This window comes from Dactylosporangium darangshiense, from assembly GCF_039537565.1.
Classification (GTDB): domain Bacteria; phylum Actinomycetota; class Actinomycetes; order Mycobacteriales; family Micromonosporaceae; genus Dactylosporangium; species Dactylosporangium darangshiense.
This window is the reverse complement of the sequence record NZ_BAABAT010000001.1, coordinates 240,897-263,308: the sequence shown is the minus strand read 5'-3', so window position 1 is coordinate 263,308 and position 22,412 is coordinate 240,897. Positions and strand designations below refer to the sequence as shown.

Annotated in this window: 23 protein-coding genes; 12 read left to right on the top strand and 11 right to left on the bottom strand. The window is 71.5% G+C overall.

The window, feature by feature from the left end:
* Positions 1-33 precede the first annotated feature (33 nt).
* Entirely contained in the window at positions 34-705 is a 672-nt protein-coding gene (locus ABD901_RS01120) for a hypothetical protein (protein ID WP_345120199.1), read from the top strand.
* On the opposite strand, the gene ABD901_RS01115 is transcribed toward ABD901_RS01120, so the two are convergent.
* The gene (locus ABD901_RS01115) at positions 702-1,202 is read right to left on the bottom strand and encodes a hypothetical protein (protein ID WP_345120197.1); all 501 of its coding nucleotides are present in this window, start codon (positions 1,200-1,202) and stop codon (positions 702-704) included. The two genes, ABD901_RS01120 and ABD901_RS01115, sit on opposite strands and share 4 nt — an antisense overlap.
* Before the next feature lie 200 nt (positions 1,203-1,402).
* Between ABD901_RS01115 and disA the strand changes: the two genes are divergently transcribed.
* Entirely contained in the window at positions 1,403-2,542 is a 1,140-nt protein-coding gene (gene disA, locus ABD901_RS01110) for a DNA integrity scanning diadenylate cyclase DisA (protein ID WP_380137320.1), read from the top strand.
* 23 nt (positions 2,543-2,565) lie between these two features.
* Here the strand turns inward: disA and radA are convergent, their stop codons facing one another.
* The 3 genes from radA to ABD901_RS01095 form a co-directional block, all read right to left on the bottom strand.
* Positions 2,566-4,002, bottom strand: a complete 1,437-nt coding sequence (gene radA, locus ABD901_RS01105; protein WP_425556644.1) for a DNA repair protein RadA — start codon at positions 4,000-4,002, stop codon at positions 2,566-2,568.
* A 9-nt stretch (positions 4,003-4,011) separates the two neighbouring features.
* Positions 4,012-4,779: a hypothetical protein gene (locus ABD901_RS01100; RefSeq protein WP_345120193.1), complete on the bottom strand. Its 768-nt coding sequence runs from the start codon at positions 4,777-4,779 to the stop codon at positions 4,012-4,014.
* Positions 4,780-4,864: 85 nt separating this feature from the next.
* Entirely contained in the window at positions 4,865-5,686 is an 822-nt protein-coding gene (locus tag ABD901_RS01095) for a UbiA family prenyltransferase (protein WP_345120191.1), read from the bottom strand.
* Between the two features lie 45 nt (positions 5,687-5,731).
* On the opposite strand from ABD901_RS01095, the gene ABD901_RS01090 reads away from it, so the two are divergent.
* Together ABD901_RS01090 and ABD901_RS01085 are read left to right on the top strand one after the other, a co-directional pair.
* Positions 5,732-6,442: a methyltransferase domain-containing protein gene (locus tag ABD901_RS01090; RefSeq protein ID WP_345120189.1), complete on the top strand. Its 711-nt coding sequence runs from the start codon at positions 5,732-5,734 to the stop codon at positions 6,440-6,442.
* Between the two features lie 20 nt (positions 6,443-6,462).
* Positions 6,463-7,482: a type III polyketide synthase gene (locus ABD901_RS01085; protein WP_345121083.1), complete on the top strand. Its 1,020-nt coding sequence runs from the start codon at positions 6,463-6,465 to the stop codon at positions 7,480-7,482.
* Here ABD901_RS01085 and ABD901_RS01080 read toward each other — a convergent pair.
* Positions 7,465-8,223 carry a hypothetical protein gene (locus ABD901_RS01080; RefSeq protein WP_345120187.1) on the bottom strand — a complete coding sequence of 253 codons (759 nt, stop codon included), beginning with the start codon at positions 8,221-8,223 and terminating at the stop codon, positions 7,465-7,467. The two genes, ABD901_RS01085 and ABD901_RS01080, sit on opposite strands and share 18 nt — an antisense overlap.
* A 364-nt stretch (positions 8,224-8,587) precedes the next feature.
* Between ABD901_RS01080 and ABD901_RS01075 the strand changes: the two genes are divergently transcribed.
* Together ABD901_RS01075 and ispD are read left to right on the top strand one after the other, a co-directional pair.
* On the top strand, positions 8,588-9,073 hold the full coding sequence (locus tag ABD901_RS01075) for a CarD family transcriptional regulator (protein WP_345120185.1): 486 nt from the start codon (positions 8,588-8,590) through the stop codon (positions 9,071-9,073).
* Positions 9,074-9,112: 39 nt separating this feature from the next.
* Positions 9,113-9,796, top strand: coding sequence for a 2-C-methyl-D-erythritol 4-phosphate cytidylyltransferase (gene ispD / locus ABD901_RS01070; protein WP_345120183.1), 684 nt, complete (start codon positions 9,113-9,115; stop codon positions 9,794-9,796).
* A gap of 155 nt (positions 9,797-9,951) precedes the next feature.
* On the opposite strand, the gene ABD901_RS01065 is transcribed toward ispD, so the two are convergent.
* Complete coding sequence (locus ABD901_RS01065; RefSeq protein WP_345120181.1) at positions 9,952-10,683, bottom strand: TVP38/TMEM64 family protein; 732 nt, start codon at positions 10,681-10,683, stop codon at positions 9,952-9,954.
* Positions 10,684-10,785: 102 nt separating this feature from the next.
* Between ABD901_RS01065 and ispF the strand changes: the two genes are divergently transcribed.
* Both ispF and ABD901_RS01055 read left to right on the top strand, forming a co-directional pair.
* Positions 10,786-11,262, top strand: coding sequence for a 2-C-methyl-D-erythritol 2,4-cyclodiphosphate synthase (gene ispF, locus ABD901_RS01060; protein ID WP_345121081.1), 477 nt, complete (start codon positions 10,786-10,788; stop codon positions 11,260-11,262).
* Positions 11,263-11,640 (top strand): PPOX class F420-dependent oxidoreductase, encoded by a 378-nt coding sequence (locus ABD901_RS01055; RefSeq protein WP_345120179.1) that lies wholly within the window; start codon positions 11,263-11,265, stop codon positions 11,638-11,640.
* Here the strand turns inward: ABD901_RS01055 and ABD901_RS01050 are convergent.
* Entirely contained in the window at positions 11,637-13,616 is a 1,980-nt protein-coding gene (locus ABD901_RS01050) for a zinc ribbon domain-containing protein (protein ID WP_345120177.1), read from the bottom strand. The two genes, ABD901_RS01055 and ABD901_RS01050, sit on opposite strands and share 4 nt — an antisense overlap.
* Positions 13,617-13,870: 254 nt before the next feature.
* Here ABD901_RS01050 and ABD901_RS01045 point away from each other — a divergent pair, with 254 nt between their 5' ends.
* Positions 13,871-14,512, top strand: a complete 642-nt coding sequence (locus tag ABD901_RS01045; RefSeq protein ID WP_345120175.1) for a hypothetical protein — start codon at positions 13,871-13,873, stop codon at positions 14,510-14,512.
* Here ABD901_RS01045 and ABD901_RS01040 read toward each other — a convergent pair.
* Positions 14,418-15,581, bottom strand: coding sequence for a homogentisate 1,2-dioxygenase (locus ABD901_RS01040; protein ID WP_345120173.1), 1,164 nt, complete (start codon positions 15,579-15,581; stop codon positions 14,418-14,420). The genes ABD901_RS01045 and ABD901_RS01040 overlap by 95 nt on opposite strands.
* A gap of 78 nt (positions 15,582-15,659) precedes the next feature.
* Between ABD901_RS01040 and ABD901_RS01035 the strand changes: the two genes are divergently transcribed.
* The 3 genes from ABD901_RS01035 to ABD901_RS01025 all read left to right on the top strand — a co-directional run bounded on the left by ABD901_RS01035 (position 15,660) and on the right by ABD901_RS01025 (position 19,535).
* Positions 15,660-16,520: a hypothetical protein gene (locus tag ABD901_RS01035; RefSeq protein WP_345120171.1), complete on the top strand. Its 861-nt coding sequence runs from the start codon at positions 15,660-15,662 to the stop codon at positions 16,518-16,520.
* A 223-nt stretch (positions 16,521-16,743) separates the two neighbouring features.
* The gene (fahA, locus tag ABD901_RS01030) at positions 16,744-17,955 is read left to right on the top strand and encodes a fumarylacetoacetase (protein ID WP_345120169.1); all 1,212 of its coding nucleotides are present in this window, start codon (positions 16,744-16,746) and stop codon (positions 17,953-17,955) included.
* A 257-nt stretch (positions 17,956-18,212) separates the two neighbouring features.
* Complete coding sequence (locus tag ABD901_RS01025) at positions 18,213-19,535, top strand: outer membrane protein assembly factor BamB family protein (protein WP_345120167.1); 1,323 nt, start codon at positions 18,213-18,215, stop codon at positions 19,533-19,535.
* Between the two features lie 112 nt (positions 19,536-19,647).
* On the opposite strand, the gene hisC is transcribed toward ABD901_RS01025, so the two are convergent.
* The 3 genes from hisC to ABD901_RS01010 all read right to left on the bottom strand — a co-directional run bounded on the left by hisC (position 19,648) and on the right by ABD901_RS01010 (position 22,302).
* The gene (gene hisC / locus ABD901_RS01020; protein WP_345120165.1) at positions 19,648-20,685 is read right to left on the bottom strand and encodes a histidinol-phosphate transaminase; all 1,038 of its coding nucleotides are present in this window, start codon (positions 20,683-20,685) and stop codon (positions 19,648-19,650) included.
* Positions 20,682-21,719: an RDD family protein gene (locus tag ABD901_RS01015; protein WP_345120163.1), complete on the bottom strand. Its 1,038-nt coding sequence runs from the start codon at positions 21,717-21,719 to the stop codon at positions 20,682-20,684. The genes hisC and ABD901_RS01015 overlap by 4 nt, the downstream gene beginning before the upstream one ends.
* Before the next feature lie 61 nt (positions 21,720-21,780).
* Positions 21,781-22,302: an RDD family protein gene (locus ABD901_RS01010; RefSeq protein ID WP_345120161.1), complete on the bottom strand. Its 522-nt coding sequence runs from the start codon at positions 22,300-22,302 to the stop codon at positions 21,781-21,783.
* Positions 22,303-22,412 lie beyond the last annotated feature (110 nt).

The following is a 22,412-nucleotide window of genomic DNA, read 5'->3' as shown; positions in this document are numbered from 1 at the left end:
ACGAGCCGTTCCGCCGTTACGGTGAGTGGCATCATGAAGCTGACCGTTGGCCCGCTACCTGCCGGTACCTACTGGCGGCGCCGAGCGATCGTCGGCGGCGTGGTCCTGGTGGCGACGCTCCTGCTGTGGACGTCGTGCGGCGGTAGCGACCCCGCCGACGAGCAACGCACCCGGATGGCCGCCTCGGCCGGCGCACCGACGTCGGCGGCGGCGGCGCCGTCGACCACCTTCCAGCGGCCGATCGTCGGCGATGCCTCGACGTCCTCCGCCCCGCCGCTCGCCGTCACGTCGTCCGCGGCCGCCAGCAACACCTCGACCGTGCCGCCCTGCGCCGACGCCGACCTGTCGCTGGTCGCCGTGGCCGACCAGGTCATGCAGGTCCGGGGCGTCGCCCTGAGGTTCCGCCTCAAGATCAAGAACATCACGAACCACGACTGCTCAAGGGACACCGGCGCCGACATGCAGGAGTTGTACCTCCAGGCCGGCACCGAGAAGATGTGGTCCTCCGACGCGTGCAACGCGCCCAAGGGCAGCGAGATGTCGATTCTGAAGCCCAACATCGAGGTGTCGTTCGAGAACACCTGGGACGGCAAGGTCAGCAAGAACGGCTGCAGCAACCGGACCGCGCCGCCGGCCGGCAAGTACGAGCTCGTCGCCCGCCTCGATACGAAGATCAGCAGCCCGGTCCAGATCCAGCTGACCTAGCGTTTGCCCAGGTTGTTCGCGATCAGCACCTGATCCGGCGCAAACGCGGCCAGGGCGGCCAGCTGCCCCTCCGGGCTGCCGTTGAAGTCCCGCAGGCGCACCGCCAGGCTGACCCGCCGGACACTGCGCTCGCTGAGCTTGGACATCTCCCGCAGTACCGTCCGGTCGAGCCACCCCGGGTCGCTGCCGGTGCGGTCGAGGCCCTCGTCCAGGCGGATCGCGAGGAACGGTTCGCCGCCGACCTCGACCGCCGTCACCTCGCCGACGCGCGACCAGGGCAGCACGAGCGTGCGCACCCAGCTGGGCCGCACCGTCAACGCGAAGTGGTTCGCCCCGACCCGCGGCCGCCGCACGACCGACAGCGCGATCGGCACCGCACCGGCCGCCGCCAGCCCGGCCGTCCACATCGGAAGGTCGGCGAGCGGGTTGTGCCCGCCGGCGTCGAGCGTGCCGGGTTCGTCACCGAACAGCGCGCGCACGAAAATGACCAGCAGCACGGCGGACAGGACGTACCACGTCAGGGTTCCCAGCGATCGGGACGGAAAGCTCCGTCGCCATTCGATCCGCTCCGGACCGGCCACCGGCTGGACCCCTCAGGAATCAACGACCATCCATTGGCGGACGGCATCCGCCCACTCTACGGGCTGGGTCGATACCGCACCAGCACCGAAGGTCCGACCATCCGTAGACTGTGCAGGTGCCGATTGACCGCGAGCCCGGCAGGGGCGGCGCCAACACCGGCCTCATCGGGGGCTGGGCCGCCGCCCTGCCCGGCGCCGACCCGCTGCGCGCCACCCTGGCCCTGATGGCCCCGGGCACCGTCCTGCGCGACGGCCTGGAGCGCATCCTGCGCGGCCGCACCGGCGCCCTCATCGTGCTCGGCCACGACCGCGTCGTCGAGCAGATCTGCACCGGCGGCTTCCCCCTGGACGTGGAGTTCTCCGCCACCCGCCTGCGCGAGCTGTGCAAAATGGACGGCGCCGTCGTGCTGTCCAGCGACGGCACGAGAATCGTCCGCGCCGCGGTGCACCTGATGCCCGACCCGACGATCCCGTCCGAGGAGTCCGGCACCCGCCACCGCACCGCCGAACGCGTGGCCAAGCAGACCGGCTACCCGGTCATCTCGGTCAGCCAGTCGATGCGCATCATCGGCCTGTACGTCAACGGCCAGCGCCACGTCCTGGACGACTCCGCCGCCATCCTGTCCAAGGCCAACCAGGCCCTGGCCACGCTGGAGCGCTACAAGCTGCGCCTGGACGAGGTCAGCGGCACCCTGTCGGCGCTGGAGATCGAGGATCTGGTCACGGTCCGCGACTCCGTGGCGGTCGTGCAGCGCCTGGAGATGGTCCGCAGGATCGCCGACGAGATCGCGGGCTACGTGGTGGAGCTCGGCACCGACGGCCGGCTGCTCGCCCTCCAGCTGGAGGAGCTCATGGCCGGCGTGGAGGCCGATCGCACCCTGGTCATCCGCGACTACCTCCCGACGGGCCGCCGCACGCGATCGTCGGACGACGCCCTGGAGGATCTCAACGCCCTCTCGGCGACGGAGCTCATCGACCTGGTCGCCGTGGCCAAGTCCCTGGGCTATCCGGGAGCGAGCGACGCCCTTGACGCCGCGGTCTCCCCGCGCGGCTTCCGCCTGCTGGCGAAGGTCCCGCGGATCCCGGTCCTGGTGGTGGACCGCCTGGTCGAGCACTTCGGCAGCCTGCAGCGCCTGCTCGGCGCCACGGTGGAGGACCTGCAGGCCGTGGAGGGCGTGGGCGACGCAAGGGCAAGGGGCGTCCGCGAGGGCCTCTCGCGCCTGGCCGAGGCCTCAATCCTGGAGCGCTACGTCTAGGCCCTGTCCCAGGCCCTGGGCGCTCACACGTCCTCGGCCGTCGCCTTCACGGCATAGTGCAGCGCCGTCCGCACATCGTTGACCTCCAGCACCCGCATCCCCGGCGGCGTGACCCCGGTCGCCGCCGGTCCACACCCCGGCGGCACCAGCGCGAACCGGAACCCCAACCGCGCCGCCTCGGCAAGCCGCCGAGGCACCGCCCCGACCCGCCGCACCTCGCCGGTGAGGCCGACCTCGCCCAGTGCGACCAGGTCCGGCGGCATCGGCAGCTCGTGCGCCGCGGAGGCCGCGGCCAGGGCCAGCGCCATATCGGCGGCCGGCTCGGTGACCCGCAGGCCGCCGACCGTGGCCGCGTAGACCTCCCGGTCGTGCAGCTGGATGCCCGCGCGGCGCTGCAGCACCGCGAGGACCATGGCCAGCCGCGCGGAGTCGAGGCCGCTCACGGTGCGGCGCGGCGAGCCGGGCATCTGGGCGCCGATCAGCGTCTGCACCTCGGTGACGAGGGCGCGGCGGCCCTCCATGGCCACGCAGACGCAGGTGCCGGAGACGGCGTCGGCGTAGCGGGTCAGGAACAGGCCGCTCGGGTCGGGGAGGCTGGTGATGCCGCCCTCGTGCATCTCGAAGCAGCCGACCTCGTCGGCGGCGCCGAAGCGGTTCTTGAGGCCGCGGACCATGCGCAGCGAGGAGTGCTTGTCGCCCTCGAAGTTGAGGACCACGTCGACGAGGTGCTCCAGGACGCGCGGGCCGGCGACGTTGCCGTCCTTGGTGACGTGGCCCACGAGGACGGTGGCGAGGCCGCGCTCCTTGGCGACGGCGACGAGGGCGGCGGTGACCGCGCGGACCTGGGTGACGCCGCCCGCGACGCCGTCGACGCCGGGTGCGGAGATGGTCTGGACGGAGTCGAGGATCAGCAGGCCGGGCTTGACGGCGTCGAGGTGGCCCAGGACCGCGGACAGGTCGGTCTCGGAGGCGAGATAGAGCCGCTCGTGCAGGGCGCCGATGCGTTCGGCCCGCAGCCGGACCTGGCTCGTCGACTCCTCGCCGCTGACCACGAGCGACGGGCTTTCGCCCTGCATCGCCCACTGCTGTGCGACGTCGAGCAGCAGAGTGGACTTGCCCACACCGGGCTCGCCGGCGAGCAGGACCACGCCGCCGGGGACGATGCCGCCGCCGAGGACCCGGTCGAACTCGCCGACGCCGGTCGGACGGGCCTTGGCCGGCGCGGCGCTGATCTCGGCGATCGGGCGGGCCGGCTCGAGCGGGGCGCGGGACGGCACGGCGCGCAGGGCAGCCGGGCCGCTGGCGGCGACGCCGCCGGCGAGCTCGAGGATGGCTCCCCACTCACCGCACTCGGGGCACCGGCCCATCCATTTGGGCGGCCGGTGCCCGCAGACGTCGCATTCGAAGCTCGCGCCCTTGGTCTTTGTCACGCCCCCGAAGCTAGCGGAGGGGTACGACAAAAACCGGGGTCACTCGCCGACGTTCTCGCCGTGCACGACCGAGGACGGCTTCGGCAGCGGGGTGAGCGGCACGGTCATCGGCAGGTTCTTGAGGGTGATCGTGGTGGTCTTGCCGTCGGCGTAGGTGAAGGTGAAGACCACGTTGGTCAGCGCGCCGCCGGACAGCAGCGGCGGGCCGGTGAGCTGGTCGACCGCGAGGTACGTCCCGTTCGCCGGGCTCAGCAGCACCACGCCGTTGACCGGGATCGGGACGGAGATGTTCGACGAGCCGGCCGAGGTCGGCGCCAGCGCGGCCGGCGTCGCGGACGCGGCCGAGGTCGAGGCCGCGGCCGACGGCGAGCCGGAGGCGTTGCCGGCGGGCTTCTTGGTGCCGGTCGGGGTGGGCGAGGCGCTGGTCGCGGTGGGGGACGGCGGCGCGGCGGCCGCGGGCGACGCCTTCGCGGCGCCGACGAGGACGATCGAGCCGTTGGCGCTGGTCGCGCTGGTGAGCTTCACGGCCTGCGTGGCGTTGTTGAAGAACCGGACGTTGAGCGGCACGGTGGAGCCGGTCTTGTAGGTGTCGGCGTAGGCCACCACGGCGTCGCGCAGCGCGATGTTGCCGTCCTCGCTGTTGGCGCTGATCCCGGGAACGGCGGGCACCTGGGTGTCGGTGCCGGTGATCTGCCCGGCACCGCAGGCGGAGAGCAGGCCGACGCCGAGTGCGGCCGATGCCAGCAGTGCGGCGCGCAGCACCGTGCGGCGGCCAGTCAACGGCGTGGCCGGAGTCGAACGCGTCACCGTGGGTCCTCCAAGTCAAGGGGTGGCCGCACTACAGCCTAGATGCCGTTGATCGGCCGATTACGCCCACCCTGGCATTGGTGACTCAGTCCAGATTGAGGCCGCTGATCAGCAGAAAGACCACATCGATCAGCGCGACCGCGATGACGGACAGGAAGGGCGCCCGGGACGCGGGGTCGCGGCTCATGCGGTACCAACCCCAGGAAAGGGCGATGAGCGCGGCCGCGAGGGCCGGCCAGAACAGCACCGGCGGCGGCCCCGGTGGACCGAACGCGAGCGCCGCGGTCGCGGCGAGCAGCAGGACCGCGGCGGAGGCCAGCGACCCCCGCCGGCCGAGGAGGTGCGGCAGGCCGCGGACCCCCGTCCGCGCGTCGTCGTCCAGGTCGGGCAGCGTGTTGACGAAGTGCGCGCCCGCGCCGAGCAGGCCGCCGGCGGCGAGCAGCCACAGCGGCGGCGTCCGGCCGGCGCCGAGCACCACGAACGCGGGCAGGCAGGTGAACGACACGGCGTAGGGCAGCACCGAGACCGGCGTCGACTTGAGCGGCCAGTCGTAGAGCAGTGCCGAGACGAGCGCCAGCGCGGCGACGAGGCCGGCGCGCGGGCCGGAGAGGAAGCCCAGCGGCACGCACGCGGCCGCCGCCACGGCGCCCAGGACGAAGACAAGCCGCCGGGACACCTTGCCGGCGGCGACCGGCTTGTCGGTGCGCCCGGCGGCGGCGTCGCGGGATGCGTCGAGGGCGTCGTTGACCCAACCGATCGACAGCTGACTGGCCAGGACCGTCGCGGCGGCCGCGGCGACGCCGAGCGCGGGCCGGCCGAGCCCGATCGACAGCAGGGCGGCGACGGCAGTGACGCCGGCCGCCGGTTCGGGGTGGCTCGCTCGAACCAACGAGATCGCAACCGACATTCGGCAAGTGTGGCCGCCGAAGAGCTTCCATGTCAGTCTCGTCTCATGCGCTCGGCGCGGCGTGCCCGCAACGATCCCGGTCAGTACGACGACCTGGCCGGGGAATGGTGGCGCCCCGGCAGCCCGCTGTCGATGCTGCACTGGCTGGCTCGCGCCCGCGCGCGGCTCATCCCGCCCGCCGAGCGGCCCGGCGCCGTCCTGGTCGACCTGGGCTGCGGCGGCGGACTGCTCGCGCCGCACATCGCCGGCAAGGGGTACGTCCACGTCGGCGTCGACATCATCGTCTCCGGCCTGGAACAGTCCGCCGCGCACGGCGTCACGCCCGTCCGCGCCGACGTGCGGCAGCTGCCGTTCGCCGACGGCAGCGCCGACGTGGTGAGCGCGGGTGAGCTGCTGGAGCACGTGCCCGACCGCCCGCGGGTGGTTGCGGAGGCGTGCCGGATCCTGCGCCCGGGCGGCTGGCTGGTGCTCGACACGCTCGCCGACACCGCGCTGTCGCGGCTCGTGGCCGTGCGCCTGGCCGAGGCGGTGGTGCCGGCCGTGCGCGGCATCCACGATCCGGCGCTGCTCGTCGACCCGCGCCGGCTGCGGGACGAATGCGCGCAGCACGGGGTGCGCCTGGACGTGCGCGGCATCCGGCCGGCGCTGCCCGCGCTGGCCCGCTGGCTGGTGACCCGCCGCAACGCGGTGCCGATCGTGCCGACGTTCACAACCGCGATCCTCTACCAGGGGCGCGGCAGGAAGGGGAGTCAGTGACGGGTGCCGCCATCGCGGGAATGCACGTGACGTTTCCGGGGCAGATGAGCCAGGAAGAGGTTTGGGACGGCTATTTCCGGCGGCACTACGACGGGCCCCGCCGGGGGCTGGCGAAGCGGATCTTCGCCAACTCGGGCGTGGTCACGCGGCACGGGGCGGTGAACCCGCTGATCGAGGACGCGTCGAGCTGGTCGACGGCCAAGCGCATGCAGCGGTACCTCACCGAGGCCCTCCCGCTGGGCAAGGACGCGGTCGCGGGCGCGCTCAACGCCGCCGGACTGCGGCCCGACGAGATCGGGCTGTTCGTGGTCTGCTCCTGCACCGGCTACGCCACGCCCGGCCTGGACATCCTGCTCGCGCGGGACCTCGGCATGGCCAACGACGTGCAGCGGCTGTTCATCGGGCACATGGGCTGCTACGCCGCGCTGCCCGGGCTCGGCGCCGCCTCCGACTTCGTCGTGTCGCGTGGCCGGCCGGCGGTGCTGCTGTGCCTCGAGCTGACGAGCCTGCACGTGCAGCCGCGCAGCGACGACCCGCAGCAGATCGTCGCGCACGCGCTGTTCTCGGATGCGGCCGCGGCGGTGGTACTCGTGCCAGGCGGCGCCGGCGACGCGGTGTCCGACATCGCCGCGGTGACCGACACGGCGACCGCCGACCTCATGACGTGGGACGTCACCGACCTCGGGTTTCGCATGGGCCTGTCGCCGAAGGTGCCCGACGTGCTGTCGGTGTACGTCGCCGACCTCGTCGGGCGGCTGCTCGCGCCGCGCGGGCTCACCCTGCGTGACGTCGACGGGTGGGCGGTGCACCCCGGCGGGCCGCGCATCCTCGACGTGGTGCGCGACCGCCTGGCGCTGCCGGAGACGGCGCTGGCCGAGTCCCGCGGCACCCTCGCGGCGCACGGCAACTGTTCCTCGCCGACGGTACTGCTGATTCTCGACGCCCTGCGCCGCCGCGCCGCGGGCCCGCCGCGCACGACGGTGGCGCTCGCCTTCGGCCCCGGCCTGACCCTCTACGGGGTGCTACTGCAGGCGCGCTAGGTCGGCCTTGAAGTCCTCGGGGGTGGTCACCGACTTGACCACCTTGACGGTGTGCGCCCGCGAGTCGACCAGGACGGCGGTGCTGGTGCGGTCGTTGGTCAGCGCCGGCACCGAGGCGCGCACCGCGTTGTTGGGGTCGGCGAGGGCGCTGACGGTGACCTTCTCGTTGAGCCCGCTCGGCAGCGTGGGCGGGCGGGAGGCCACGACGAGGACCTTGGTGTTGGCCGAGGTGATCGCGACCGTGTCCGTGGTGCTGCGGATCAGCTGCTCGCAGCTGCAGCCCTCGACGAGCAGGATGACCGCGGGGGAGAGCTCCTTGAGCGAGACCACGGTGCCGTCGGTGCGCTGCAGGCTGACGGTCTCCAGCGAGATGCTGACTTGCGCCGTGGTCGGCGATCCGACCTGCGGGTTGGTCTTCGGGCTATGCCCCGGCCACGCGACGGCGAACAGGCTCACCAGCGTTGCGATGACGGCGATCGACATGATCAGCAGCGGGACGGCGAGACCGGGTGAATCGTCGGTGGTACGGCGCAGTGGCTCCGGCCGCAGGTGCAGCCGGCGGCGCCAGCGGCGGCGCATTGCGGCACGACGGAATTGCCGGCGGATCGAAGATCCTTCGTCATCGAGCGCGCCGGCATCGTCGGGGATGATGATCGTTCCCCACTCAGGCGGGAGGTCGGGCAGGCCACCACCCTCTTGTGGTCGCTCACCACCGCCGTTGTCGCCGCGCAGCGTGCCCATCGCTGTTCTCCTCGCACCTGCCTCAACTTTCCCTCACGCGACCGCTGCGCGCCAGTGGTGACTCCATTGAGAAGTGTGCGTATCATCTACGCTCCGCCGCTGGTCACGTTACGGAGAGTGTCGGTGCTGGACGTCCCCCGCGTGCGGGGAGACACTTGCCGTAGTCAATCGGATATGTCCGACTGGCAGGCCATTTGTGGGTGCTCCGGGTTGTTGATCCGCTACACAGCAGGTTCCACGATTCCTGTCAAGCGGGAGAAAGGGGACTCACATGTGTTCTGACCTGCGCGAATGCTGCTCTCTGGGGTGGGACGACAGCGCGTGACCGTGTTACCCTAGACACAGCGAAAGGGGTTTCGAACCTATGGTTTTCAGTGTCGGCGAGACCGTTGTCTACCCCCACCACGGGGCCGCACTCATCGAGGCAATCGAGACTCGCGTCATCAAGGGCGAGGAGAAGCAGTATCTCGTCCTCAGGGTCGCTCAGGGTGACCTGACGGTGCGGGTGCCCGCCGAAAACGCCGAGATCGTCGGCGTGCGCGAGGTGGTCGGCGAAGAAGGCCTGACGAAGGTCTTCGACGTCCTCCGCGCTCCGCACACCGAGGAGCCGACCAACTGGTCGCGGCGTTACAAGGCGAATCTGGAGAAGCTGGCCTCCGGCAATCCGCTCAAGGTCGCTGAGGTCGTGCGCGACCTGTGGCGTCGCGACCGTGAGCGCGGTCTGTCGGCCGGCGAGAAGCGCATGCTCGCCAAGGCGCGGGACATCCTTGTCGGCGAGGTGGCGCTCGCCGAGAAGAGCACCAAGGACGAGGCGGAGACGCTGCTCGACAAGGTGCTGACCGAGGCCTGACATTCCAGCCTGGCTATCCCTTCGATCGAGGACCGCGACGTGACGGCGCACGCTTTTGTGCGTGGTGACGTCGCGGTCCTCGTGCCTGCGGCCGGTATGGGGGTTCGACTCGGACCCGGCGGCCCCAAGGCACTTCGCCTCCTTGGCGGCGAGCCGCTGCTCGTGCATGCAGTGCGCCGGCTGGCGCTCGCGCCGAGCGTCGGCTGCATCGTTGTCGCCGCGCCGGCCGACGCCGTCGCCGACGTCGCCGCACTTCTCGAGCCCGTCGCGCCCGTGACTGTGGTCGCCGGCGGCGCGACCAGGCAGGCCTCCGTCGCCGCGGCGCTGGCCGTGGTGCCGCTGGAGTACGAGATCGTGCTCGTCCATGACGCCGCGCGGGCGCTGACGCCACCGGAGTTGGTGGAGTCGGTCGCCGAAGCGGTCCGTGGGGGGCACGGCGCGGTCATACCCGTTCTACCGGTGGTCGACACCATCAAGCGGGTCTCCGATTCAGGTGTCGTGGTGGACACCGTGGAGCGGTCATCGCTGCGTGCGGTCCAGACGCCGCAGGGCTTCCGGCGAGATGTGCTGGTCAAGGCCCATGAGGCGGCCGTGGACGAGCACACGGACGACGCTGGGCTCGCTGAGCGGATCGGGATTGCGGTGTACACCGTGCCGGGCGCCGAAGCGGCCATGAAGATCACACGGCCCTTTGACCTGGCCGTGGCCGAGCTGCTGCTCTGATCGGCTTCCGTATTTCGGATATTTCGCCTATGTCCGGCTTGCCGCGCATGAGGGTCTCATGCTGCGGCGGTGATTTCGGCCTTTTGCGCACCCGTCGAGTGCGGTAGCGCACCGCTGGGGTGCGCTGGAGGCTTTTTCTGCCCTTCCGGGCCGGGTCAGGCCGCGGCGGCCGCCCCGGCCGCTCCGGTGGCGCCGGCGCACGACTTACGCGGCCGACGGCGCCAGAGCAGGATGCTGCCGATCGAGCCGCCGACACCGAGCGTGACGGTCACCGCACCGGCGATCGACATGCCGAGCGTGGAGCCTGCGGCCGTGGCGGCGCCCAGCGCGGAGTACGCCAGGGTGGCCGGCAGCGCGCCGACGATTGTCCCCGTCAGGAACGGGCGCATCTTCACGCTCGTCGTGCCGAAGACGTAGTTCGAGATCCCGAACGGCATCAGCGGAATCATCCGCGAAATCACGATCGCCATCACCCCGCGTTTGGCGATGGCCTGCTCCATCGTGAGCAGGCGGCCGCTGAGGTGGCGGGCCATGAAGTCGCGGCCGAGCAGCCGCCCGATCGTGTGGGCGATGACGGCGCCGAGCGTGATGCCCAGCATGATGTACATCGCACCGCCCACGAAGCCGAAGAGCACCCCTCCGACGCCGGCCAGCAGCGTGCGGGGCGCAAGGGCGGTGGTCAGCACCGCCGAGCCGGCGACGGCGATGATGGGGGCCATCGGGTGGTCCGGGCCGATCGCGTGGACCAGCGAGGCACGGTTGGGGTGAACGACGATGATCACCACGGACAGCGTCACCACGAGCAGGGCCAGCAGACCGAAGCGAAGAGCGGCTCCGGTGCGCCACCACGGCTTGTGGCTCGTCGGGGTCGTCAGGTCGCTGCGCACCCGTCCCAGCCTAGGCCCGAGAAGCCACCCTGCCGAGCCCGGAGACGCTGTGGAAACGTTAAGTTCACGGTTGTGCACCAATCGTCGTACCCTCCGGACGTGATGTTGATCGGGAACGGCACCGACGTGCACGCCTTCGAAGCCGGCCGCGAGTGCTGGGTCGCCGGGCTGAGATGGGACGGTGTCGACGGGCTCGCCGGGCACTCCGACGGCGACGTCGCCGCGCACGCGATCTGCGACGCGCTGCTGTCCGCCGCCGGCCTGGGTGATCTCGGGGCGAACTTCGGCACCGGCCGGCCCGAGTGGGCGGGCGCCTCGGGCGTCACCCTCCTGCGCGAGACGGCGCGGAAGGTGCGCGCCTCCGGATTCGAGATCGGCAACGTGTCCGTGCAGGTCATCGGGGTGAAACCGAAGGTGGGTAAGCGCCGCGCCGAGGCCGAGCGCACGCTGCACGACGCGATCGGGGCCATCGTGCGGCTGTCCGGCACCACCACCGACGGCCTCGGATTTACCGGCCGGGGCGAGGGCCTCGCCGCCACCGCCGTAGCGTTGATCTACCCGATCGCGAAAGAGGGATAGATGAACGACACGCTTCGTGAACTGCTCGACCGCCGGGCCTTCCTGGTGCTCAGCACGGTCAACCCCGACGGCGCGCCGCAGAGCAGTGTGATCTGGGGCAAGTATGACGGCGGGGATGTCGTCTTCTCGACGATTCGCGGGCGGCGCAAGACCCGGAACATGGAGCGCGACCCGCGGGTGTCGATCTGCGTGTACGACCCGGCGAACCCCTACCGCTACGTCGAGGTGCGCGGGACCGTCACGCTCACCGAGGACGGGGGTCCGGAACTGATCGACGAGCTCAGCCGGTCGTACGGCGGCGAGCCCTGGACCGAACCGAACCCCGACAACGTCCGGGTGGTCTGCCGGGTGACGGCGACGAAGGTCATCCAGCACTAAGAGTTGAGTCGTAATGGCTTACGGCTCTGACCGCCAGCCTGTGGGGCTGGTTTCCGCTCGGCGGGTGTGTGGGTCCGCGTGGTCCCGTGCCTTGGGCTGGGGGTCTCATCGGGGGTGGCACATCCGGTTGCGAGGGTCGTTCGCCCGGCAGAGGCCACCATGTGGGTGGCTGCCGCCCCTACCGCCGCCCCAGCGGGCGCTGAGGCGGGAGCGGGTGCGGTTGACCGGGCCAGGGCCTCTTGCTGCCCTGCTGCTCGCTGCCGCAGTGCGGCGGCGAGAGTCTCATCGATTCGTGCGGTGCGCGGATCGTCCGGGTCGGTCAGGCGGACGCAGGCGGCCATCGCCGCAGCCACCAGATCGCGGTCCCCGACCAGCCCGCACACAGCGCAGTGGTGGGTGCGTTGCGCGAGGGGTCTCTTCGCGCGGTGTCCACACGGGCACTGCTGCGACAACGCCGTCTGCCGGGTGCCGGCGCGTAGCAGCCGACCGCCCGCAGCCTTGGCTTCGCGGTCCAGAGCGGCGATGAGCATGCCGGGACTGAACATGGCGATGCTCTTACCCCACCGCCGGGCCCACACGCGGATGTCCACGTGTTCGACGACCAGGTGCGGGCCGTGGATGTGCACAGTCTTGCGGGCGAGGTCGCGTGCGCGGTGATGTTTGGCCTGCGAGGCGGCGCGGGAGTCCTCGGCGTGCTGAGCACGGGTACGGCGGTACGCGGTGCTCAACTCGTCGTGCTGGTATGCGCGATTGGGGCGGCCCGCGGTGTTGCTGATCCTTGGGCCGATGGGTACCTCGACGGTGCGTTCGGGCAGTCCTGCCTGCTGGCGCCGTTCCGCCCGCCGGGCCTGGCGGCGGCCCAGCGTGTACTGAGCCGCGTTGCTGCAGCGGCGGGACCGATCGAGGGCACGTTGCCTGCGGCGGGCCGTCACCGCGGCCTGCTCGGCTCGGGCGCGCTGATCGGCGGTGACGGTCACGTGTTCGGCGGCGAGTCCGCCGCCGTCGTGCGGGTCGGCGGGCATGGACACGACCGCGAGGTTGGAGACGTTGCCGTCCACTCCGCCAACCCGATCCTGGGGCGCGGCCGCGCGGTCAGCGGCCACGATGGGGCTGGTCCAGCCCGCAGCGAGGATCATCAGGTGCGCGTAGTACCGCCACCCGCCGGGAGCGCGCTGGTCCTCGACCCGCACAAGGTCGATCTTGTGCCACACCGTGGGGTCGGCGAGGAAATGCTGCAGGCGCGGCCACTGGCCCGCACCCTGCGGGAGCCGGACGGGCAGAACCAGGTCACCGGCGGGCAGGCCGGTGAAGACCACGGCGAGCGGACCGTCGTACGCCCACCAACCGCTCGCCGGCCGCGCCGGCGCCGGCATCCCGGCGGGCTGGGTAATCACGGACTCCGGCCGCCGCGGCGGATACGTGGCAGTGTGCCCGTCCAGCGAGCCGACGAGCCGGAACGTCTCCCACGTACGCGGTTTCGTGTGCGAACGGGCCCGGCCCGCAACCCGGGTGAACGCAAACCAGCGGCCAACGCGGGGCCGGCCCAGGCGATGGCCGGACCGGTCGGGGAAGAGGTGCCGATCGCAGGCTTGCCACACCGCATCGGCCAGATGCATGGCGAGGGCTTTGGTGAGGTGGTGACGCATCCAGCCGGCGTTCTCGACGTGCCGGTAGGCGGCGGTTTCGAGGGCTGTGCGGGACAACCCGAACCGGGCCCGCGCCTGCTTGGCGTCAACCTCGCGGAGGTGCTCTGCGGCCCAGTAGGCGTCCACCCGCGACCGGGCCTGGGCCTGCAGCGCCCGATGCAACCGGAACGCCGCCCCGAACATCGCCTGGACGCGACGCAACGCCCGTGGGTCGCTGGCATCCAGTTCGAGGCGGATCACCGCGATCGGCGCATCCTGCTCGCGCCGCCAGTTCTTCGTCCTGGACTTACCGCGTGTCCGGCGAGCAGGCGCAAGATCGGTGACGCTCACCGTCTCCACCTCCCAACCGGCACCTGATCGGCTCCTGCCGGGCACTGTATCGGCAGGGTCCGACAGGAACAGGCGGTGACGATCTCACCTGGTCTGGGGTGCTGGCCAGCCGCACCGTCCGGCTCTCCACCCGCCAGCCGCGCGGTAGGCCCTGGCGGCTTCCGCTCGCCGACCGGGTCCTGATCACCGCAGCGGCGTTGCGCACCAATCTGACCACCCGCGCTCTCGTCGCCGTGTTCCGGATCAGCCAGTCCATGATCGTGCGGGTGGTCCGCGACCTGACCGGCCGGCTCGCCGCCCTGCTCATCGCACACCACGACGCTCGCGGCAGACGCTGCACGTGGCTGCTCGACGGCACCCTGATCCCGTTGCACGACCAGTCCCGCACCGCGGTGAGCAAGAACTACCGGCGCAGCGTCAGCATCCAGGTCGTGGCCCGCCGCTGCGACCGGCGAATCATCGCGGTCTCGCCCGCGTGGCCCGGCAACCGCAACGACATCATCGTCGCCCGGCATCACCCGGAACTGCTCGCCGACCCGCCACGCCAGGTGCTGTCTGACGGTGCTGACCGGTCATTACCCGGCATCACCCCAGCCCGCGACAAGACCGGCCGGATCATCCGGGACCACACCGGTCGGCTGCACCGCCGACGCCGTGCCGCCATCGAACACGTCATCGCCCAGCTCAGAGACTGGCAGATCCTGCGCGCCAATGCCGACGACCCGACAACGCGATCAACGACGCAATCCGCACGGTCGCAGCGATCTACAACCACCGCCTCGACCAATTGCGACTCAACTGTTAGGCGTTGCGCGCCCACGTCCATGCGTAGCCGGTGTCCTCGATCGAGAGCGCCGGCTCGCACAGGTCGAGCGGCCGGAACGTGTCGACCATGACCGCCAGCTCGTCGAACGCCTCGACGCCGATCGCGCGCTCGACGGCGCCGGGCTGCGGGCCGTGGGTGAAGCCGCTCGGGTGCAGCGAGATCGAGCCCAGCTCGATGCCGGAGCCGCGCCGGGCCTCGTAGCTGCCGCCCGTGTAGAACAGCACCTCGTCGGAGTCGGTGTTGTGGTGGTTGTACGGCACGGGGATCGCCAGCGGGTGGTAGTCCACCTTGCGCGGCACGAACGAGCAGATCACGAAGTTCGGGCCCTCGAACGTCTGGTGCACCGGCGGCGGCTGGTGCACGCGCCCGGTGATCGGCTCGAAGTCGTGGATCGAGAACGCCCACGGGTAGAGGCAGCCGTCCCACCCGACGACGTCAAACGGGTGATTTGCGTAAATGTGCTCGGTCCAGCCCCGCCGATGCTGCACCAGCACGGAAATGTCGTACCCCTCCGCGAGTATGGGCGCCGAGGGGCCACGCAGATCCCGTTCGCAATAGGGCGCGTGCTCCAGGAACTGTCCACGCACGGAGAGATAGCGCCGCGGGGGTCCGATGTGTCCAGTCGCTTCGATAGCCAGCAGCTTCACCGGCCCGTCCTTCGGCACGAGCCGGTGGATCACCGACGTCGGGATGATCGCGTAGTCGCCCTCGGTGAGCTCCAGCACGCCGAAGGTCGACTCGAGCGTGACGGCCCCGGCCGAGACGTAGAGGCACTCGTCGCCGACGGCGTTGCGGTAGAGCGGCGAGGGCTCGGTCGCCTCCACGTAGGAGATGCGCACGTCGTCGTTGGCGAGCAGATGCTGCCGGCCGAGCACCGGGTCCGCCTTCGCGCCGCCGATCTTGGCGGTCTGCAGGTGGCGCGGCTTGAGCGGCAGGTTCGGCACCCGCGACCAGGCCGGCGGGTCGAAGGGCACCGCCGAGACGATCGCCGTCGGCCGATGGCGGTGGTAGAGCAGGGACGAATCGCTCGAAAAACCCTCCTGCCCCATCAGCTCTTCCGCGAACAGCGAGCCGTCCGGCTGGCGAAACTGGGTATGGCGCTTCGGCGAGACTTCGCCGACGCGGCGGTAATACGGCATCACGGCCCTCCCAGACGGAGTGTCCGGATAACGGACAAAGTTGTCCGCCCTGTAAAGCGTCCACTAGATTCGGAAGCCGTGTCAAACGCAGTGCGACCCCTGCTGACCGCGTTGGTCGACGACGCCGCCGTGTTCCCGCCCGGGAGCGCGGACCTCGAGGATGCGGTGCCGGCCCACGCCGCCCACCGCGAGAGCTGGTTCGCCCCGCTCATCGGCCCGTTGCTCATCCCCGTCTCCGACTGCGACGCCTTCCGCGCGCTCGCACCGCCCGGCACCGGCGTCGGCCTGATCGGCGCGCCGGGGGCGATCGAGTCCGCGCTCGGCGACCTGCCCGCCGGCACCCGCCAGATCGAGAGCCCGGTGGCGAAGCGGGGCGAGGACCCGCTGCCCGGCATCGAGCGGCTGGCGGCGCTCATGAGGAAGAGCGACGAGCCCTGGCAGTGGTACTTCGAGGTGCCGCTCGCCTGGGGCCTCATGTCCGCGCTCGACGCCGTCGCGGCGCTGCGCGCCGAGGGCCTGCCCGCCGCCGCCAAGTTCCGCACCGGCGGCCTCGCCGCGGAGCTGTTCCCGACGCCGGTGGAGCTCGCCGCCGTCATCTGCGCCTGCCGCGACCGCGACCTGCCGTTCAAGCTCACCGCCGGCCTGCACCACGCGATCCGCCACACCGACGCCGAGACCGGCCTGGTCCACCACGGCTTCCTCAACATCCTGGTCGCCGTCCTGTCGGCCGCCGACGGCGCCGAGCCCGCCGACCTGGCCGGCATCCTGGCCGCCACCGACGCCTACCCGCTCGCCGACCAGGCCCGCTCGTCACTGGACCGCGAGCGGCCGCTGTGGGTCGGCTTCGGCAGCTGCAGCGTCCAGGACCCGGTCACCGACCTGACCACCCTGGGCCTGCTGGAGCGTCCCCGCCCACCGGCAGCGACGGTGATGTCATGAGCCCCGCAGAGACCCGCCGCGGCGGCGCTCCGAGGCTCGCGGCGCCGCTGCGATCGGTGCGGTGGCTGCGGTTGGAACGGCCCGCCAGTGCTTGCGAGCCCGCCCCGTCGTTCCTGTCGGGGCGCCGGGTCGGCGCTCCCCGGGCGGTCTCGCCGCTCCCGTTGGGGCATCCTGTCGACGTTGTCGCGATTCCGGTGGACCGGGCGGATCCGGAGGTGAGCTCGTGAGCACGGAGGCGAGCTGGCTCGAGCTGGCCGATGACGATCCGTTCGGGATCCACAACCTGCCGTATTGCGCGTTCGGGCAGGACCGGTTCCGCTGGACCGGCGTGCGCATCGGCGACCGGATCCTCAACCTGGCCGCAGCCGAGGGCCGGGGCCTGCTCGACGCGGGCGGGGCGTTCCTCGGGCAGAGCAACCTCAACCGGTTCATGAGCGCCGGCCGGCCCGTGTGGGCGCGGGTCCGTGAGCGGCTCACCGAGCTGCTCGGCTCGGGACGGCACCGCGAAGCCGTCGAGCCGCTGCTGCTGTCGGTCGGCGACGTGCGGCTCGAGCTGCCGTTCGAGGTGGCCGACTACGTCGACTTCTACTCGTCGCTGGAGCACGCGACCAACCTCGGCCGGCTGTTCCGCCCCGACGCGGAGGCCCTGCTGCCCAACTGGCGGCACCTCCCGGTCGGATACCACGGGCGCGCCGGCACCGTGGTCGTCTCCGGCACCGACGTCCCGCGGCCGTCCGGGCAGCGCAAGGCGCCCGACGAGCCCGCCCCGGCGTACGGGCCGTCCGCCCGCCTGGACATCGAGGCCGAGGTCGGCTTCGTGGTGGGCGTGCCGTCCGACGGGCCGGTCCCGATCGACGACTTCCGCGCGCACGTCTTCGGCGCCGTGCTCGTCAACGACTGGTCGGCGCGGGATCTGCAGGCCTGGGAGTACGTGCCGCTGGGGCCGTTCCTGGGCAAGTCCTTCCGCACGTCGATCTCGCCCTGGGTCGTGCCCCTCGACGCCCTGGACGCCGCCCGCGCGCCGGGCCCCGAGCAGCAGCCACCCGTGCTGCCATACCTGCGCGCGGCCGACCATCACGGCTACGAGATCGACATCGAGGTGCGCTGGAACGGCACGACGGTCTCGCGCCCGCCGTTCGCCGGCATGTACTGGACGCCGGCCCAGCAGCTGGCCCACCTGACCGTGAACGGCGCCTGGGCGCGGACCGGCGACCTGTATGCCTCGGGGACCGTCTCCGGGCCCGAGCCCGACCAGACGGGCTCGTTCATCGAACGGACGTGGAACGGCGCCCGGCCGATCCAGCTCGACGACGGCACCACCCGCACCTTCCTGCTGGACGGCGACACGGTCGCGATCACCGCGACCGCACCCGGGCCGGACGGCTCGCGGATCGGCTTCGGGGAGGTGGCCGGCACCGTCACGAAGCCCGAGTGACGTGTGGCCGGGTGACACGTTGGGGTGACGAGGTGGAAGAGGGGAGCAGGGGCACGACCGGGACGCCTGGCCACGGCCCAGGGGCGTGAAGGGTGTGTCACGGGACGGTGGGAGGCGGGTGTGAGTCTTCTGCCGATCGACCGTCGCCGTGAGCGGAGTGCGACATGCGCCGGGTATGGTGCCCCGCGGAGGTGGTTATGGGGACGGGTCGGGCGGGGCTGCGACGGCTGGTTTCGCCGCGTAGCTGGTCGCGGCCGGTGCGCTTCGTGCTTACCGGGCTGCTCGTCCTCGTGGTGGTCGCCGCCATGGGCGTCACGGCGTATCGCACGCTCAAGCCGGCGGAGACCGTCAGCCGGGCCGACAAGCCGGTGCCCTCGCCGGAGCCGATCAAGTCGATCCAGTATGCCGAGCTGCCCTCGGCGCCGCTGATCGTCGAAGGGCGGCTGCGGGTCTACACCGAGCAGCGGCGGGTGTTTGCGGACACGCCCGTCACGGCGCAGCGGATGAACACGCCGCACTGGTCGTACCGGCGGTGGCCGGCCGAGGTCGTGTCCATCGTCGAGGTGGAGAAGCCGGCCAGCGGCGTCGGGATGTCCGTGGTGATCACGAAGTGGTCGGACGGCGAGATCGTGGCGCTCGACGCCGAGAAGGGCGACATCGTCTGGCAGGCGAAGATCGACCCGGCCGACGGGGAGTCGTTCAAGGGGCGCCGGACCGGGGCGAAGACCATGTGGTCGCCGGAGGACCTGTTCGTGTCCGCCTCCGCCGTGGACAAGCAGCCCGTGGTGATCGCGACCGGTAAGGACGTCGTCGAGGGGATCGATCCGGTCAACGGGGACATCCGGTGGACGCGGTCGTTCACCTCCGAGCCGGGGTGCCGGACCAACGACTGGACCGGCCCGGACACGTACTTCGTGAAGAACACGTGCGCGAAGCCGGCCACGCTGGAGATCTACGACTCGGCCAGCGGGGTGCTGCTGAACACCTGGCGGCCGCCGGGGGCCTCGATCGGGACCGACAACGTCACCAACTGGTTCATCGAGCCGACCTCCTGCCAGCTGGGTCATTCCGGGTGCGTGATGTTCAAGGCGGCGCCGACCGGGGACGTCGTGACGTACACCGACGCGGCCTCGGGACTGGGCACGATCACGCCCGCGTACTGGTCGCTGGCGGCGGATCACACCATCAAGCCCGAGCCGGTCGCGGACAAGGACACGACCATCGCGGTCGGGGACGTGATCGCGCAGCAGATGACCGGCGGGTACATCTGGGCGTTCTCGCGCACGACCGGCAAGCGGCTGTGGATGTCGGAGGTCGCCGGGCGGCTCATCGGCGGGGACCAGCGCAACGTCTACGTGATCAACAACGAGTACCAGCTGCTGGTGCTCAACCTCGAGACCGGCGCGGTCACGTCGAGCACCGAGCTGCGCATCCGGCCCGCGGACCGGTTCGTCTACAGCCTGTACTACCTGCACGCCGGATACCTGGTGATCGAGCGGCTGCAGACCACCAAGGAGTCGGAGATCGACGACCGGTACTACTTCAGCCAGGACACCGTCGTGCTGGTCGGCATCGGCTGACCCCGCAGGGCCAGCCGATCCGTCGACCTTGTTGTCCGGGCGCGCCGCTGCGGGGTTGAGGGGGTGTGGGTGGAGCGAAGCTCCCCCGCCGCGAGCGCAGCGAGCTAGAGGATTACAGGATCACGCTCAGGAAGGCGTCGTTCTCCTCGGGGGTGCCGATCGTCACCCGGACGCCGTCGCCCTGGAAGGCGCGCACGATCACGCCCGCCTGCTCGCAGGCGGCGGCGAACTCGGCGGAGCGGTCGCCGAGCGGCAGCCAGAAGAAGTTGGCCTGGGTCTCGGGCACGTCCGGGTACACCTTGCGGACCGCCTCGACCACCCGCGACCGCTCGGCGACGACCAGGTCGACCCGGCGGCGCATCTCGTCCTCGGCGTTGAGCGCGGCCAGCGCGGCGGCCTGCGCGGGGAGCGAGGTCGAGAACGGCGTGATCACCTTGCGCACGGCGGCGACCACCTCGGGCGCGCCGATGAGGTAGCCGACCCGCAGGCCGGCCAGGCCCCACGCCTTCGACAGGGTGCGCAGGACGACGACGTTGGGGCGGTCGCCATACGCCACCAGGCCGTCCGGCACGTCGTCGTCGGTGACGAACTCGCGGTAGGCCTCGTCGAGGGCGACCAGGACGTTGCCCGGCACCTTGTCGAGGAACGCGTCGAGCTCGGCGCGGCGCACCGCGGTGCCGGTCGGGTTGTTCGGGTTGCACACGATGACGAGGCGGGTGCGGTCGGTGATCGCGGCGGCCATCGCCTCGAGGTCGTGGCCGTGCTCGGCGGTGTTGGGAACGCGGACGCTGGTGGCCGCGGTGGTGGCGCCGATGATCGGGTAGGCCTCGAAGGACCGCCACGCGTAGACGGCCTCATCGCCGGGCATGCAGGTGACGCGGAACAGGTGCTCGAAGAGCGCGACCGAGCCGCAGCCGGTCGCGATCCGCTCGGCCTCGACGCCGAGGCGCTCGGCGATGCGCCCGCGCAGCTCGGTGACGCCCATGTCGGGGTACCGGTGCACGCCCGAGACCGCCGCGGTGACCGCCTCCACGACGCCGGGCAGCGGGCCGTACGGCACCTCGTTGCTGGCCAGCTTGATCGCGCCGGGCACGGTGCGGCCCGGGACGTAGGCAGGTAGGGCGTCGAGGTCCGGGCGGGTGAGGCTCATGGCTGGTCTCCGGCGTTCGGGGTTTCGGTAGAGGGCAACGGTGTGGTGGGGCGTTCGGCGCGCACCACGACGGTGTCGGCCGAGCGGTCGTAGATGCCGCGATGCAGCGGCCAGTCGAAGATCGGCGTCATGCCGACGATGAACTGCATCACGAGGCCGATGCCGCAGCAGCTCCACAGCAGCACCCAGATGCCGAGCGGGTTCCAGCGGCGGATCGCGCGGCGGAAGCCGATCGGCTGGTCCTCCTTGAGGCCCACGACCTTGATCTTCAGCAGGCGTTTGCCGAGCGTCTGGCCGCTGCCGGCGATCGACGGGACCTCGTAGGCGAACCACAGGGCCGCGGTGAGCACCAGGATCACGACCTGCAGCCATGCGGAGCGCTCCGACGTGGTCGCGTCGGCGATTGGCTGGCCGGCCAGCTGCTGGCGGTACATCGTGACCAGGGTCGGGCCGACGTCGCGCACGTACTGGTAGATGAACCAGCCGGTGACCGCGCCGGCCAGCACCGCGACCACGAGGATGTCGACGAGCCGGGCCAGCAGCCGGGAGCCCAGCGACGCGAGGGCGTAGCCGTGCGGGCGGACGCTGTCGCGGCTCGGCAGGCTCTGCGGCGGCAGCAGCACCTGGACCGCGCCGGCGGGCACTGTGCCCTGCGGCCGCAGCCCGGGCGGCAGCGGCGTGCCGGGCGGCAGGACGATCGCGCCCGGCGGCAGCTGCCCCGGCGGGAACCCGCCGGGCGGGATCGGCGTGCCCGGCGGCAGCACCACGGCGCCCTGCGGCAGCGGCACGCCCGGCGTGGTCACGACCGGCGGCGCCGACACCGGCGGCCCGGAGGTCGGCGCGGGCGCCGGCTCCGCGGCCGGCGTCCGTGCCGGTGTCGGCTTCGGGGCGGGTGGGGGCGGCGGCGGTACGGCCGGCGGCTGCGACGGAGCCGGCTGCGACGCCGGCACCGGCTCGCCGATCCAGCCCTCGCCGTCCCAGTACCGCTGGACGTCCTGGTCAGCAGGGTCCTTGTACCACCCAGGCGCTGTCACGCCGCCTCCGCCTTCATGCCGTTCAACTCATCCGAACCTTCGCACTATCCGGCCTTCACAACTATCCGGCCTTCACCACTATGGTGCCCGCCGCCTTGTCGTGCAGGCACTGCTGGTAGGGCTTGTCCCAGAGCTGCCAGAGCCCGTTGATGTAGGTCCAGAACGGGACGACGACCCCCACCAGATACTGCACCGCCCAGCGCTTGGCCAGCACACCGCGGTCGACCGGCGTCGCCGGGTCGTTGAGGCGGAGGATCTGCAGCTTCATCGTCCGCTTGCCCCAGGTGATGCCGGTGCGGTTGAACATCTCCACGTGGTACACGTAGACCCACGCGCCGACGAGCAGCACATAGCCGAGCTCGATCAGCAGGACCGGCCCGATGGCGACGAACGGGTTGCTGTTGTTCAGGTCGCTCTCCGACACGGTCGCGAAGTAGGCGATCATGCCGATCACGGTCGGGATGAGCAGCAGGATGGCCACGCCGAGCGTCACGGCCCAGTCGATGAGGTAGGCCACGAAGCGATCGCCGAAGCCGGCGAGCGGCATGCCGTTGGGGGCGAGCGGCACGATGGGTGGCGGCACGGTGTACCCACCCTGTGGATAACCGTACTGTGGATAACCCGGCATGGGTTGGCCTGGCTGGGGATAGCCAGGCTGTGCCTGGCCGGCGGGCTGTGGATAACCCGCCGGCT